We start from the raw sequence: 13,562 nt of genomic DNA, 5'->3' as shown, positions 1-13,562 counted from the left end.
CTTCATTATTTGCATGTTCATTTAATACACAGCTGCAGGAAGCATGTGCTACTTATACTGGTTGAACTGGTTGTCGCCTTTTTCCTGTTCGACCTGGTCTGCTGCATCATTGATCTTCCCTTGCGTTTCATCCTGTTTCGCCTGTACTTTCGACTTCTCGTCCCTGAAATCCTGCTGCTTGGCCTGGGCCTTCTCCTTCATCTGTTCCTTTTGGCTCTTGCCTTCTTCAGCCTTCTGTTCGGCTTCCTGCCGCATCTGTTCCTGCTGATCTTTATTCTGCTCTGTCATGATCATGCACTCCTTTGCGCAAAGATTATGATGATACAGTTTGTTCTACCATTTTTGACATGCAGTTAAACACCATCCTATATCCTCTATAGAACGGCAATCAGCGTGCCACCTGCGGCACCCGCCAATACAACCACCCATGGCGGGAGTTTCCAGTGGACAAGCATGCTGAAAAGTATGGCGGCAAGAACAAAGTCGGCCGTCTGGTTGATGCTGCTCGTCCATATCGGGTTGTATAGGGCTGAGATCAATATGCCGACGACCGCAGCATTGATGCCCGTCAGTGCACCTTTTATGTTTGGATTGCTGCGCAGCATATTCCAGAATGGCAGACTTCCCAGTATGAGCAGGAATGCCGGCAGGAAGATTGCAAACACCGCAAACAGTCCTCCCTGCCACCCACTGATTATGGTGCCGAGGTAGGCGGCGAAGGTGAACAGCGGACCGGGTACGGCCTGCGCTGGACCATAGCCTGCAAGGAATTCCTGTGCCGTCATCCAGCCTGTGGGCACGAACTCCCGTTCCAGAAGCGGCAGCACGACATGGCCGCCTCCGAAAACGAGCGCACCTGAACGATAGAAGCTGTCGAGCATTGCCATCCACTGATTCGAGGTCGCTTCACGAAGGACCGGAAGCAGAACGAGCAGTACAAAAAAGAGGGAGAGGCATACGTACCCCACACGCTTTGAAATAGGAAAGTGAACGGTATCACCGTCATCTGTCGAGTGATTGCGGTAAAGGATGAATCCGATTATCCCCGCAAGCAGAATGACGCCTACCTGCGTAAAGACGGTCTGCCATAATAAAGTGATGACGAGCGCACCCAGGGCGATGGTCCTGCGCTCGAGATCAGGCGTCAGTTTCTGTGCCATGCCGATGATCGCATGGGCCACGACGACCACTGCAACAACCTTCATTCCATCGATCCATCCTGCATCTTCGAAGCCATAAGTATTGAGCATAAGTGCAAACAGTATGAGTGCGATTACAGAGGGGAGGGTGAAGCCGAGGAAGGAGACCAGCCCCCCGATCAGTCCACCGCGGACGACACCGATTCCGATGCCGACCTGACTGCTTGCAGGCCCAGGGAGGAACTGGCAGAGGGCCACCAGGTCGGCATAGGCCGCCTCATCCATCCATTTCCTCCTCCGTACGTATTCTTCATGGAAATAGCCCAAATGCGCAATCGGCCCCCCGAAAGAGGTCAGGCCGAGTCTTGTGGAAACAACCAATATTTCCATCAGCGTTTTTATTCTGCTGCCTGTATCTTCCTGCAACCATGCACCATCCTGATCGTTTTTATGGTGTAACAACGCATTGCTTTGCGCAATGCCGCCATCAATAAGCTAGCGCGGATTACACCAGGGTTCAATAACATTTACAGAAATGACACTTATTCAGTTGGCAGTGATTTATTTGACAATTTATAAAGTATTCTCTACCATTGGAGTCAACTGAATAGAAACACCACTAGGGGTGCTTTTTTGCTGAGACGGCCACCCGGCCGATCCCTTGGACCTGATCTGGCTAATACCAGCGTAGGGAAGTGGTTTGGTACGGCATACACTGTCTACATACTGAACCCGTTTCCCACGCTGGAAACGGGTTTTTATACTATAAGAGGAGAGATCATATGCTGACTGAAGAATTGAGGAATGAAGCGGAACCCATCATCGAGGCGATCTATAATGACACTTTCATCCAGGGACTGATACATGAAAACATTGAGGCGGATGCAATCATCCATTATTTGAAGGCGGATTCACTCTACTTGAAGGAGTTCGCGAAACTTTATGCCATGCTGATTGCCAAAACGAATTCCAGGGAGACTGGAGAATACCTTCTGGGACAGATGGAATTCCTGCTTGAAGGGGAAAGCGAAGCGCATGCCGTATTGTCACAGTCAGTCGGTATGACATATGAAGAGATCACAGACGAAGGTGTATGGTATCCGTCTGCCGACCACTACATCAAACATATGTACTTCAATGCACTTACAAGGGAGAATATCGCGTTCACCTTAAGCGCGATGGTCCCATGTCCATATGTATACAGAAGGCTTGCAGAGAAGGTGATGGCACGTCATACATTTGAAGCCGATCATCCCTACCGTGGCTGGTTTGAATTTTATGCCAGGGATATGGATGACACGCTGGATGTGATGCAGACGATCATCGATAACGAAGCCGAAAAGATGTCGGAAGATGATCTGAGGCAGATCAAAAGGAATTTCATGGAAAGCACAGAACATGAAAGACGCTTCTTCAATATGGCAGCCACGAAGGAACGCTGGATGGAGGTGGGTATCCATGTCTAGAATCCCCATTGCCCTAACTGTCGCGGGAACCGATCCCACCGGCGGTGCGGGGGTGCTGGCCGACAGCAAGACCTTTCATTCGAGGGGAGTATACGGTATGGCGGCGGTGACCTCCCTGACCGCCCAGAACACCACCGGCGTACAGGATGTATTCAATGTGCCTGCAGACTTTCTGGAAAAACAGCTTGAAAGCATAATGAGTGACGAGGTGCCCCACGCGATGAAAAGTGGGATGGTCGCAACAGTGGATATGATGGTCGTGCTTGCGAATATGGTGGCGGACTTCAAAATTCCCTTCGTCATCGACCCGGTCATGATCGCCACGAGCGGTGATGCGCTGATGGAGGAGGAAACCATCGAATTCCTGAGGAGCACACTGGTTCCGAAGTCCATGACCGTAACGCCCAACATCCATGAGGCCGAAAAGATTACAGGCCATAGAATCAGGGGTGAGGCGGATATCAGAAAGGTCGGACGCATCTTCCTTGAGGAACTCGGTGCACACAGCGTGACGATCAAGGGCGGACATCTGCAGGGGGATGCAGTGGATTATCTTTTCACCCGGGATGATACCGTCATATTGAGCGAACCGCGTATAGAAACGCAGCACACCCATGGCACAGGATGTACATTCTCTGCTGTGATGACGGCAGAAATTGCGAAAGGAAAGACGCTTGAAGAGAGCTTCCGGCTGGCCAAAAAGTATATTACATCCGCCATCAGAAACAGTCCGGGCATTGGCAAGGGCAATGGGCCGGTCAATCACTTCAGTTTCAGGGAGGAAGAACTGCATGAATAGATTGGAAAGAATGAGAGAAGAGAATCCCCTCGTCATCTGCATCACAAATGACGTGGTAAAGAATTTTACTGCAAATGGGATGCTTGCGATCGGGGCCTCTCCCATCATGAGCGGCGAAATCACAGAGTCGGAGGACCTGATGAAGGCAGCATCGGCACTGCTGATCAACATTGGTACAGCTGACCGGGCAAAGGTCCATCTGATGGATGAGATGATGGAGGCGGCGGATGACAATGGTGTGCCCATCGTTTTCGATCCGGTCGGCTTCGGTGCATCGCGTTTCAGGGTGGATGTCACCGAAGATCTGCTGGCCCGGCATAAAGTGGCACTCATCAAGGGGAACGCTGGTGAGATGCTGGCCCTATCCGGTTCGGAAAGCCGCATGAAAGGTGTGGATTCCGTTGAAAAGACGAACACGGCAGAAATAGCCGAAGCTGTCTACCGGAAGTATGGCGTGCCGGCATTGGTCACTGGAGAGAAGGATGCACTGGCGACGGAGCATGGTGTGACGACGATGGTGAACGGTCATGGCCTTCAGGGAAAGATTACAGGATCAGGATGTCTGCTCGGTGCCATAACGGCTGCATTCATCGGGACTTCTGACACCTTCGAAAGGAACGCGGTTGTGGATGCTGTAAGCTACTACAATCTTTGTGCCGAAGCTGCAGCCGGCAAGTGCGCCATACCGGCACCGGGAAGCTTCATTGCGGGTCTCATCGATGAATTATATCTGAATGACGATACTCTGCTTGAAGACAGCATTGTGGGAGGTTTATGATGGATCGCGAACTTCTCAGGCTCTATTTCATCTGCGGCAGTGAAGATGCTGAGGGTGATGCGGTTCAAACCGTACGTGAAGCGCTGGAAGGCGGTGCCACGATGTTCCAGCTCAGGGAGAAGGGGCAGCATCCACTCGAGGGGGATGCACTGGTCCGTTTTGCTTCAGACATTAAAAGGGTGTGCAAAGAGTACGATGTGCCATTCATCGTCAATGACGACTGGAAACTGGCAGAAATGGTGAAGGCCGACGGTATCCACCTCGGTCAGGATGACATGGCGGTATCCGACCTCCCTGGTTATTTCGATGACAAGATCATCGGGTTATCTGTAAGGAATCGGAACGAACTTGAAGTGAGCAATCTGGAAAAGGTCGACTATATCGGTACAGGCCCTGTCTTCACCACATCTTCAAAGGCAGATGCAGGCACAGCAATCGGGGTAGAGGGTCTGGTTGAAATGCGGCGGCTGATCGGTGATATGCCGATGGTTGCAATCGGTGGCATCGACGACACAAACTACAAGTCCTGTCTGGACAGCGGAGCCGATGGCATATCCCTGATTTCCGCAATCGCATGGGCAGAAGATGTCGGAGCTGCCGCTTCCAGATTCCTCGAAGAATGAGGAAGATGAGCTCCTATCCTCTATGTGACATAATGGGAAATGAGTAAAGCAATCAGGATTGGCGGGAGGAACAGTATGACAGAAGTATATGGAATTATAATCGATGAACAGACACGCTGCGTCCATTACCACTCGGATGAAGACATCATTGCCATCAAGTTCAGATGCTGCGGAAAATATTATCCATGCTACAGATGCCACGAGGATCAAGAGGACCATTCCATCATCCCTTGGAGAACAGACGAATATGATGCGTATGCCATCCTGTGTGGCGTGTGCCGCAGGGCACACACCATCAGCGAATACATGGATACGGACAGGTGCCTCAAGTGCAATTCCAAATTCAATGAAGGCTGCAAACATCATCACCATATCTACTTTGGTTGACCACAGAAAAAAGAGCCGCTTCCTTAAAAAGGATAGCGGCTCTTTTTATGAATCCTGTCATTTTATCAATTTTTTCGACAATGGGGCGACACCAAGGCTCTGTACAATGAGGGAGATGAGGACTGCTGCAAATGACAGTGAAATGATGAGGTCTGCATCTCCCGAACTGCTTTGGGAATAGATGCTCAATATGAGATACACAGACATGGATCCCTTCAGGCCCGACCATGAGATGAGTGTCGATTCCCGCCAGCTGATATGGTGGCGCCATTCCGAAAACATCTGGGTGCTGGCCAATATGACGATGAAGCGTATGAAAAGGGACAGTGCGAATATGATTACAGCAAATAACCAACCATCAAAGATGAGGAATTTCGCTGCCTGGATGCCGATCAGCAGGAAAAGGAGTGCCAACAGCGACATTTCTGCAATTTCCCAAAATCCATCCAAAGACTCCCGGAAGTGCTCTTCCCTTTCTGCAGTGCCATACTCGAAAGACAGCATGATGCCGGCAAACACAGTGGCGAGAACACCTGATACACCGATGGCTTCAGCAAGATTGAAAGTCCCGTAGGCCAAAACGATGCTCAGCATGACCTGGTAGTGCCTGTGGTGGGTGAAGTGGACGGCCTTGGCCATCAACCAGCCGAATAGGATGCCAATCAGAACCCCTCCCAGTGAAACGAGGAGGAACTCCCCAAGGAAAGACAGTACACCGACAGACTTGCTGCCGGTGAACATGCCGGCAAGGGCGCTGAATATGACGATGCTTGTACCATCGTTGATCATCGATTCCCCTTCCACCACATCTGCCACACGTTCATCCCCTGCAGCAGACTTTATGATCGATACTACGGATACAGGGTCCGTTGGTGTAAGGATCGAGGCGATCAGCAGGGCACCAAGGAATGATATGGAGACGAACGGGCCGCTCAATGCATAAATCACGCCGCCCAGCAGAGCCACCGTCAGCATGATGCCGACAGTGGCAAGAAAAGCGATGATGCCGCCATTCTTCTTGAAGCCATCTGCCGGAAACTGATATGCGGAAGTGAACAGTAGGGCCGGCAGGAAAACATGATAGATGGTCTTCTCGGTCACTTCGACGGATGAGAAGTAGGGGATGAAATACAGACCGATTCCAAGGAGGACAAGGATTACCGGCACTGGAAAGTTATCCTGCTTCTTGTCGATTGTAAACACTATGTAGCCGATCAGGAGAAGCAGGATGGCTTGTGAAGTTGTCAAGTTAATACCTCCTGAATAGATGATATACTTTCCAATTCCCTTTAACCCCGCACATAAACGCTGTGGGCGTCTCCAACATCAACTTCGACGGCTCTTATAAATAAGCTTGATTCCTAAGTCTGCAGAAACTCTAATGCCTTTTCCAAATCTACATCTCGGGTAATGTGCGTGGGAGTCCATGGTATATGAATGTCCGGATGGATGATGGAAGCAGCTTCTCCATCAGCCTTTTCATTCATGCCTGCCATCCTTGAAGTCGGGTACCACAACTCAAACAGATTTTCCCACTCTTCGATGACAAGATTGGAGTAGTCGTTGACCCCGGCAGTCGGCCGGCCGATGACTGCAGCTTTGGGTGATTCCTTGCAGAGTTCAATCAAAGCTTCAGACGCGCTGGCACACTTCACATCAGACAAGGCGACGACCTTTTCAGGGAGAGCTTTTCCCTGAATATTGATGGCAGGTGATTCATCCTCGAGTATTTTGAAGCCTTGGCCAACATTCTTCGTCATTTCCTCCACATATTTATTCAAGTTCGTTTTGACCGTTTCATCATCGATGTTTTCAAGGAACTGACCAAACACCTTTGCAGTCAATTCGACATTTCGCCGGGTACAGTTGAACGCCTGGATTGAATCCTCAAGCGGAATCGAGGTCTCTCCTTCAGGAAAGAGGTAGGGCAGCAGGTTCCTGAATGCCAGATCGCTGCCACCGCCATTTTCCCTGACATCGATGATGAGTTTTTCCGCAGTCTCCAAGTGCTCTTGATATTCCTCAAGCAGCGCCTCTACAGTTTTCACATCAGCGAATGAGGGGAGGGACATGAAAAGTACACCATCGTTAAGTCTATCCACTTTGAATTCAGGCTTCCGATTCAGATTTGCATACTGCTTCAACTCCATCGTCTTCACTGGCCCATCCCTGGACTCAACTTCACAGCTGGTATACCTTTGGATGATCGGCCTCCAGTTTTCCCTCTCTGCGACGGTTTCGAACAGTTCCCTTTCATGTTTTTCGATAAGTACACTGATCGGTGTACCATCCAAAGATAGAAGGGCATCACCGGTCTCCAGGCGGTCCTCATCCGTCACTTCAATGACATGAAGCTTATCATTAAAGCGTCTTGTGTTGAAGCCATTATGATATGTATTTAGTTTTCCGTTATCCTTCACTCTGAAGTACATGTGGCGGTCCTTGAAATCGAGCAGATAATCCTCCACAATTTCTTGGAATGTCACAGCATCGAGCGCATCTTCAGCTTCCATTCTTTTTATCCAAGTCCTATACTTTTCAGGCTCATCCCAACCTTTCTTGTCCAAATGGCCGGAATAATCATTATGTGTGATTGAGATGATGTCATCAAAGATTTCTGTATACATGGTGCCTCCTGTTTGGATTTTTTGAATTGTCACTTCAGCAGTCTGATGCTGATGGCAAGTGTGCCCCATTCAGCCTCCTGTTGCCGCGTGTATATTTTATAGGTATTCTCAACCATTTCTTCTATTGTCCGGTTATCAGCATCCATATCCTTTGCGGGAATATCCCTGTACATATCTTTGAAAGTAGGGTAGGTATGCAGGGCTGTCACTTCTACGGTCAAAGTTTCACCATCTTCGGGGAGCTTCGTGAAATTGATGGTCTCCCCAATATCAATTTTCCTTCTTTTTGGATCATTCAGCCTGACTTCTACTGTTTTTCGTCCAGCTTTCATTGAATTGAAGGGTGCTTCGTACAATCCCATACTGTGCTCCATTATCAGTCCTCCATTCGAAACCATTTTAATTGGAAGTTGTAAAGTCCATGACTCGATTACTATATATGGTAACATATCAATAAGTAAAAATTTAGAAAAAATAAGTTGTAGAAAGGAGCCTGCTAATTATGATAAGGTATCCAGTTTTAGAAGGAAAAGCCGGAGTAGGAATAACAGCACCATCATCCGGCATACCAGAAGAGATGCATGACCTGTTGGAGTCGGCCATACAGAAGTTAAAGGATGAAGAGTATTCGGTTGTTTCCGGTGATACTGCATGGACACAGGAAAAGGCGAAATCCGCTTCTGCCAAAAAACGGGCAGAGGAGATCAATGAAATGATGCGCGATGAATCGATTGGGCTTATCTTCCCGCCATGGGGTGGGGAACTGTTGATTGAAACGCTGGAATATATAGACTTTGAAAATATCCGCGAGAAGTGGGTGCTGGGCTATTCAGATATCAGCCTCCTGCTGCTGGCCATCACTTTGAATAAGGGAATTGCTACGGCCCATGGAACCAACCTCATCGATCTGAGAGGAGAGGAGTCGGATGAAACGACACGAATGTGGAAATCTGTTTTATCCAATAAAGAAGGAGACACCGTCATTCAATATTCATCAGAAAGATACCAGGAGGACTGGGACTTTGATAATCCTACACCCCACATATTCAATCTGACTGAAGAGACGTATTGGAAGACCGTTTCAGGTCATGAAGAAAAGCTCGAAGGCCGGCTGTTGGGGGGATGTATGGACGCCATTCGTCATCTGATCGGCACTTCATTTGGAGATATCCATAGCTTCAGGAAAGAATATATCCCGGATGAACCGATCCTCTGGTATCTGGAAAACTGCGAGATGTCCGTTGTCGAACTCAGAAGGACACTGGTCCATATGAAACTTGCAGGGTGGTTCAAGGACGCATCAGCGATTATGTTCGGGAGAAGCTCATCAGACATTCCCGTTGAAGATTATACAGTCCAGGATGTATACCAGGAACTTTCTGAAGAATTGGGCGTCCCCATTGTCTACGATATAGATTGCGGGCATATGCCCCCACAGATCACCTTTATAAATGGCGCATATGCAGAAGTGGAAGTGAAGGCAGGCAACGGCGTGGTCTCACAGACTTTCAGGTAGAGTAGAACCCCGGTACAATATTGTCGTCTTCCAAAACAGACATATGATTCATATAAGGTTCAAGCAGTTCCAGCCTAGAGGAGAAGGAGGAAGGGTTTATGGAATTTATGGAGATAAACGAGGATAATTTCTGGAAGGTCATTAATATGGAAGTTAGTGAGGATCAGGCCGGTTTTGTCGCCCCGAATGTAAAATCTCTAGCGGAATCCTACTTGTACAGAAATGATGACGATGTGATCCCATACGCTATACAAGACCAGGATGAAGTGGTCGGATTTATCTTGATTGATATCGATGCTGAGAAACGGGAGTTTATGATCTGGCGGATGATGATAGACAAAAGGTATCAGAAACGGGGGTATGGGAAGCGGTCGATTCAAAAAGCGATTGATATGGCTGGAAAGTCGGGCGAGTATGACATACTGGTGGCAGATTATGTTAAAGGAAATGAAGTGATGGGCAAATTACTCAAATCCATCGGTTTCTATTCCCATTCATTTGATGAGGAGAACAACGAATATGTTTTGCATTATAAACTGTAAACACTTCTATTCCTGGAGTGACTATGGAATGTAGTGGGCATGTCATTTGTTGGGAGGGATACAATTGAGCAAGAAAGCATTTCATGTATACAACATTATTATTTTGCTTCTATTGTTATCATTCAACCTTCTGGTCCTACTTGCCTATGGTATCGGGGAGGGTGGAATGGGGGTTTCACAGTTGGTGCCAATAGCGCTTTCGTTTGTAATCTGGAGTGTTTTTTACCTCATTCAATTTGCACGCTCCAATAAAACTTGGAGAATATCCTGGTTTTTAGTCATGTTGGTGTTTCTATACTTCTGGCAGACAGGTGTTGGTTCAGCTTTCGACAGATTGATTGGTTAGCGAAGGACTCTTTTATTGTTTTTGGCAGCAAAATATCAGGAATTAAACTGGACATGAGGCAATATGCAAAGGGTCCATTAAAAAGAAATCATCATCGAAAGAAAATATATATCATGGAAAGAAGCTTGGTAATGAGGAAAACAGTGGTCATTCTACTCTCCATTTCTGTCATCTGCATCGCATTTGCTGCGATTTTTGTAAAGCTGTCTGAAGCACCGGCAAGCATCATCAGCATGTACAGGATGGTGTTTGCAAGCATTCTGCTGGCTCCAATCGTCTATAAGTACAGGCGGGAATTGATGAAACCCACACGCAGGGAGTGGGTCGCCCTGGTTATTGCAGGGCTGTTCCTCGCAATGCATTTCGGATTCTGGTTTGAGTCACTCAAGCTTACATCCGTGGCGAGTTCAACGGTCATTCTTGCCTTGCAGCCAATTATTGCAATGGTGGGGGCTTATCTTGTATATAGGGAAAAAGTGAGTGGCAGGGTTGCTTTTTCAGTGTTCATTTCATTTTTCGGTGTCGTCCTCATCAGCTGGGGGGATTTCAGTTTTACGGACTTAAGTGCAATCACGGGGAATATCCTTTCATTCCTGGGCGCTGTAGCGGTTGTATGCTATTTTATGATTGGGCAAAATTCAGTCCGGAACCTTACACACTGGGTCTACAGCTTCATCGTGTTCAGCATTGCCGGGGGATTTCTATTGATATACAACATCGTCACCCAAATCGACTTGACCGGGTATCCACCAAGAGAATGGCTTCTGTTCGTACTGCTTGCGATTTTCCCCACCATCGCGCATGTCATATTCAACTACCTGTTGAATGAGGTGAGTCCGACCACAGTTTCGATGGCCATGCTGCTCGAGCCCGTCGGGGCATCCATCCTGGCATTTTTCCTGTTGTCGGAATATCTTGGCATCTACCAGATTACCGGCGGCATAATCGTCCTCTTCGGCGTCTATTTCTTCCTGATGAGCCAACGGAAACGCAGATCTATAGATGATGGGCTAGGATATGATTAAAGAAAGGATTACCGAAAAAAGTGAACAGGATGATGCCGATAATCAATCCCAATATGAATATAAAAAGCAGGCGCTTGTTTTCCATCATGAACCTCCTGAATTCGATGTTATGGCATTAAGTATGGCTTTCCTATAATCTTAACGTATCATAAAGCATCATTCACCTGTTCATATCCGGTTCATACAATGATGATAGAGTGGATGAAAATGATTTTAAGGACTTGGACTAGAATGCTTTGTGAAAGGATTGAAAGTATGGCACGCGTTTTGATTGTGGATGATGATAAGAACATACGGGAGTTTATTCGGCTGGTGCTTGAAGAAGAGGGATATACGACAGTCGAATCGACAGACGGCAGAGATGCATTGAAAAAGATAAAGGAGCACCCATGTGACATAGCGGTTGTGGATGTAATGATGCCCTATATGGATGGCATATCCCTGACGAAGGAGATTCGCGACATATACAATATCCCCATCATCATCCTTACAGCAAAAGGTCAGATTGAAGATAAGGAATTGGCCTACACGGCTGGTACGGATGATTACCTGGTCAAGCCTTTTGAAGCAAAGGAACTGATCTTCAGGATAAAGGCCCTGCTCCGCCGGTATGGTGCAGTGAAGGAAGAGGCCCCGGTCAGGCTCGGCAATGTCCTGCTTTATCAGCAAAACTATTCAGTCAAGATCGGTTCCAAGACAGTGAAGCTGCCCCTTAAGGAATTTGAGCTCCTGTATTTGCTTGGTAAGAACCCCGGACGTGTCTTTACACGCGAACAGTTGATCGAAGACATCTGGGGTCTGGATTTTGAAGGGGATAATCGGACAGTGGATGTGCATATCAAAAGATTGAGGGAACGTTTCAGACAACTATCGGTGCCAGTCAGCATCCATACGGTCAGGGGAGTCGGATATTCCCTGGAGGTGGATGAGTGATGCGCTCCTTATATTCCACTTTTGCTGCAACGACAATAGGCATCATGATGCTCAGCTTTCTGACTGCATTCTTCATTTCGAACACGTATTACCAGCAGTACTTGAAGCCGGAAAATGATGAGAAGAATACGCAGATTGCCAAGGAGATGGCGACCTTCATCGAGGGTAATCCTGAAGTGTCCATCAATGAATACCTTGAGAATATGGCGGCTGTCGGTTACCAGCTGTACTTGGCTGATGATTCGGGTGATGGGACATTCTACGGCTCGGAATTCAGAGAAGATGCGCTTCCGAATCATGTCGTTGAAAACGTGCTGGATGGAAATATCCATCATGGCATGCAGGAATTCCCGAGGGAAACGTTCGTCACCGGTTTCTTTGCCAACGAACTCAGAAATACCATCGGTATACCTTTGGAATATGAAGGGAAAAAATACGCACTGTTCATGCGGCCGGATATAGAGAAGCTCTTCAATGAAATGCACCTCCTGTTCGGCTGGCTTTTCCTTCTCACAATCGTTTTGAGCATCATTTTCGTGCTTATTGGGACCAAATATATGGTGCGCCCCGTAACTCGCCTGAGCGCGGCTACAAAGGCACTGTCCAAGGGCAGCTACGATATCGGCGGACTTGGAACGAAGCGGAAGGATGAGCTGGGGGAACTGACGAAGAGCTTTGCGCAGATGGCAGAAAGAATCAGGCAGACTGAAAATATGCGCAAAGATTTCATTTCCAACATAACCCATGATATAAATTCCCCGCTATCCAATATAAAAGGGTACAGTGCACTGCTTCGGAATGAACTGGACAGCGATGGAAAAGCACAGGAATATCTCTCGATCATCAATGGCGAATCCAACCGCATCAGTGCAATGACGAACCAGCTGCTGCTGCTGTCATCTCTGGATCATGAAGATCATCTTTTGAAAAAGAAGATATACGATGTCGGCAGTCAGCTGCGCCGGTTGATCCATCGCTATGAATGGAGGATTGATGAAGGCAATCTGATGCTTTCCCATGATATCCAGGACGTCGTCATTGCAGGGGATGAAACATTGCTCGAGGCGGTATGGGACAACCTGCTTTCCAACGCAATCAAATATAACAGCGAGTTTGGTGAAGTCGGGATAGAGCTGATTGAGCATGAGGATGATATAGAGGTCAGCTTCAGGGATACTGGCATCGGGATGGGAGAAGAAGCAAAGCAGCACATCTTTGAACGGTTCTACCGGGAAGATTCCTCAAGATCCGGGAAGGTACAAGGATCGGGCCTCGGCCTCTCGATTGTGCAGAAAGTTGTCCAACTGCATAATGGAACGATCAGTGTCCAATCAAATGGTCATGGCACCGTATTCCGGGTTGTGCTCCCAAAAAAATAAAA

17 protein-coding genes and 1 riboswitch are annotated in these 13,562 nt (G+C 47.9%); of the genes, 12 read left to right on the top strand and 5 right to left on the bottom strand.

From position 1 onward, the window contains the following. Nucleotides 1-48 precede the first annotated feature (48 nt). Entirely contained in the window at nt 49-288 is a 240-nt protein-coding gene (locus EDC33_RS02505; RefSeq protein ID WP_094905660.1) for a hypothetical protein, read from the bottom strand. An 86-nt stretch (nt 289-374) separates the two neighbouring features. Further along, a complete protein-coding gene (chrA, locus tag EDC33_RS02500; RefSeq protein WP_124010635.1) occupies nt 375-1,529 on the bottom strand; it encodes a chromate efflux transporter in 1,155 nt (384 codons plus the stop codon). 221 nt (nt 1,530-1,750) lie between these two features. Beyond that, nucleotides 1,751-1,850, top strand: a riboswitch (TPP riboswitch). 71 nt (nt 1,851-1,921) lie between these two features. Between chrA and tenA the strand changes: the two genes are divergently transcribed. From tenA to EDC33_RS02475, 5 genes are all read left to right on the top strand, one after another. Next, on the top strand, nt 1,922-2,605 hold the full coding sequence (gene tenA, locus EDC33_RS02495; protein ID WP_124010077.1) for a thiaminase II: 684 nt from the start codon (nt 1,922-1,924) through the stop codon (nt 2,603-2,605). Beyond that, entirely contained in the window at nt 2,598-3,404 is an 807-nt protein-coding gene (gene thiD, locus EDC33_RS02490) for a bifunctional hydroxymethylpyrimidine kinase/phosphomethylpyrimidine kinase (RefSeq protein WP_124010076.1), read from the top strand. The genes tenA and thiD overlap by 8 nt, the downstream gene beginning before the upstream one ends. After that, complete coding sequence (gene thiM, locus EDC33_RS02485) at nt 3,397-4,182, top strand: hydroxyethylthiazole kinase (RefSeq protein ID WP_040104588.1); 786 nt, start codon at nt 3,397-3,399, stop codon at nt 4,180-4,182. Before thiD ends, thiM begins: the two co-directional genes overlap by 8 nt. After that, on the top strand, nt 4,182-4,805 hold the full coding sequence (gene thiE, locus EDC33_RS02480; RefSeq protein ID WP_124010075.1) for a thiamine phosphate synthase: 624 nt from the start codon (nt 4,182-4,184) through the stop codon (nt 4,803-4,805). The genes thiM and thiE overlap by 1 nt, the downstream gene beginning before the upstream one ends. Nucleotides 4,806-4,880: 75 nt before the next feature. Beyond that, on the top strand, nt 4,881-5,192 hold the full coding sequence (locus tag EDC33_RS02475) for a CHY zinc finger protein (RefSeq protein ID WP_124010074.1): 312 nt from the start codon (nt 4,881-4,883) through the stop codon (nt 5,190-5,192). A gap of 57 nt (nt 5,193-5,249) precedes the next feature. Here EDC33_RS02475 and EDC33_RS02470 read toward each other — a convergent pair whose 3' ends face one another. The 3 genes from EDC33_RS02470 to EDC33_RS02460 form a co-directional block, all read right to left on the bottom strand. Next, entirely contained in the window at nt 5,250-6,440 is a 1,191-nt protein-coding gene (locus EDC33_RS02470; protein WP_124010073.1) for a cation:proton antiporter, read from the bottom strand. A gap of 113 nt (nt 6,441-6,553) precedes the next feature. Next, complete coding sequence (locus tag EDC33_RS02465; RefSeq protein WP_170156343.1) at nt 6,554-7,819, bottom strand: S41 family peptidase; 1,266 nt, start codon at nt 7,817-7,819, stop codon at nt 6,554-6,556. Nucleotides 7,820-7,848: 29 nt separating this feature from the next. Continuing rightward, nucleotides 7,849-8,193: an ASCH domain-containing protein gene (locus tag EDC33_RS02460; protein ID WP_124010071.1), complete on the bottom strand. Its 345-nt coding sequence runs from the start codon at nt 8,191-8,193 to the stop codon at nt 7,849-7,851. Between the two features lie 128 nt (nt 8,194-8,321). Here EDC33_RS02460 and EDC33_RS02455 point away from each other — a divergent pair, with 128 nt between their 5' ends. The 7 genes from EDC33_RS02455 (at nt 8,322) to EDC33_RS02430 (ending at nt 13,560) form a co-directional block, all read left to right on the top strand. Next, nucleotides 8,322-9,335 (top strand): S66 family peptidase, encoded by a 1,014-nt coding sequence (locus EDC33_RS02455; protein WP_124010070.1) that lies wholly within the window; start codon nt 8,322-8,324, stop codon nt 9,333-9,335. Between the two features lie 98 nt (nt 9,336-9,433). Further along, the gene (locus EDC33_RS02450) at nt 9,434-9,877 is read left to right on the top strand and encodes a GNAT family N-acetyltransferase (protein WP_094905650.1); all 444 of its coding nucleotides are present in this window, start codon (nt 9,434-9,436) and stop codon (nt 9,875-9,877) included. Nucleotides 9,878-9,941: 64 nt separating this feature from the next. Further along, nucleotides 9,942-10,223: a hypothetical protein gene (locus tag EDC33_RS02445; RefSeq protein WP_124010069.1), complete on the top strand. Its 282-nt coding sequence runs from the start codon at nt 9,942-9,944 to the stop codon at nt 10,221-10,223. Nucleotides 10,224-10,354: 131 nt separating this feature from the next. Continuing rightward, nucleotides 10,355-11,248: a DMT family transporter gene (locus tag EDC33_RS02440; RefSeq protein ID WP_124010068.1), complete on the top strand. Its 894-nt coding sequence runs from the start codon at nt 10,355-10,357 to the stop codon at nt 11,246-11,248. After that, the gene (locus tag EDC33_RS12610; protein ID WP_170156342.1) at nt 11,241-11,384 is read left to right on the top strand and encodes a hypothetical protein; all 144 of its coding nucleotides are present in this window, start codon (nt 11,241-11,243) and stop codon (nt 11,382-11,384) included. The genes EDC33_RS02440 and EDC33_RS12610 overlap by 8 nt, the downstream gene beginning before the upstream one ends. A 119-nt stretch (nt 11,385-11,503) precedes the next feature. After that, entirely contained in the window at nt 11,504-12,181 is a 678-nt protein-coding gene (locus EDC33_RS02435) for a response regulator transcription factor (RefSeq protein ID WP_124010067.1), read from the top strand. Further along, on the top strand, nt 12,181-13,560 hold the full coding sequence (locus tag EDC33_RS02430) for a sensor histidine kinase (RefSeq protein ID WP_124010066.1): 1,380 nt from the start codon (nt 12,181-12,183) through the stop codon (nt 13,558-13,560). The genes EDC33_RS02435 and EDC33_RS02430 overlap by 1 nt, the downstream gene beginning before the upstream one ends. Nucleotides 13,561-13,562: the final 2 nt, after the last annotated feature.

The sequence above is a fragment of the Salinicoccus roseus genome (assembly GCF_003814515.1).
GTDB classification, from domain to species: Bacteria; Bacillota; Bacilli; order Staphylococcales; family Salinicoccaceae; genus Salinicoccus; species Salinicoccus roseus.
This window is presented reverse-complemented; position numbering and strand designations above follow the sequence as displayed.

Coding starts and splice junctions, on each gene's coding strand:
- EDC33_RS02455 (WP_124010070.1), top strand. CDS start 8,322: ATGATAAGGTATCCAGTTTTAGAAGGAAAAGCCGGAGTAGGAATAACA.
- EDC33_RS02465 (WP_170156343.1), bottom strand. CDS start 7,819: ATGTATACAGAAATCTTTGATGACATCATCTCAATCACACATAATGAT.
- thiM (WP_040104588.1), top strand. CDS start 3,397: ATGAATAGATTGGAAAGAATGAGAGAAGAGAATCCCCTCGTCATCTGC.
- tenA (WP_124010077.1), top strand. CDS start 1,922: ATGCTGACTGAAGAATTGAGGAATGAAGCGGAACCCATCATCGAGGCG.
- EDC33_RS02505 (WP_094905660.1), bottom strand. CDS start 288: ATGACAGAGCAGAATAAAGATCAGCAGGAACAGATGCGGCAGGAAGCC.
- EDC33_RS02450 (WP_094905650.1), top strand. CDS start 9,434: ATGGAATTTATGGAGATAAACGAGGATAATTTCTGGAAGGTCATTAAT.
- EDC33_RS02435 (WP_124010067.1), top strand. CDS start 11,504: ATGGCACGCGTTTTGATTGTGGATGATGATAAGAACATACGGGAGTTT.
- thiE (WP_124010075.1), top strand. CDS start 4,182: ATGGATCGCGAACTTCTCAGGCTCTATTTCATCTGCGGCAGTGAAGAT.
- EDC33_RS02475 (WP_124010074.1), top strand. CDS start 4,881: ATGACAGAAGTATATGGAATTATAATCGATGAACAGACACGCTGCGTC.
- EDC33_RS02460 (WP_124010071.1), bottom strand. CDS start 8,193: ATGGAGCACAGTATGGGATTGTACGAAGCACCCTTCAATTCAATGAAA.
- EDC33_RS02430 (WP_124010066.1), top strand. CDS start 12,181: ATGCGCTCCTTATATTCCACTTTTGCTGCAACGACAATAGGCATCATG.
- EDC33_RS02440 (WP_124010068.1), top strand. CDS start 10,355: ATGAGGAAAACAGTGGTCATTCTACTCTCCATTTCTGTCATCTGCATC.
- chrA (WP_124010635.1), bottom strand. CDS start 1,529: ATGGAAATATTGGTTGTTTCCACAAGACTCGGCCTGACCTCTTTCGGG.
- thiD (WP_124010076.1), top strand. CDS start 2,598: ATGTCTAGAATCCCCATTGCCCTAACTGTCGCGGGAACCGATCCCACC.
- EDC33_RS12610 (WP_170156342.1), top strand. CDS start 11,241: ATGATTAAAGAAAGGATTACCGAAAAAAGTGAACAGGATGATGCCGAT.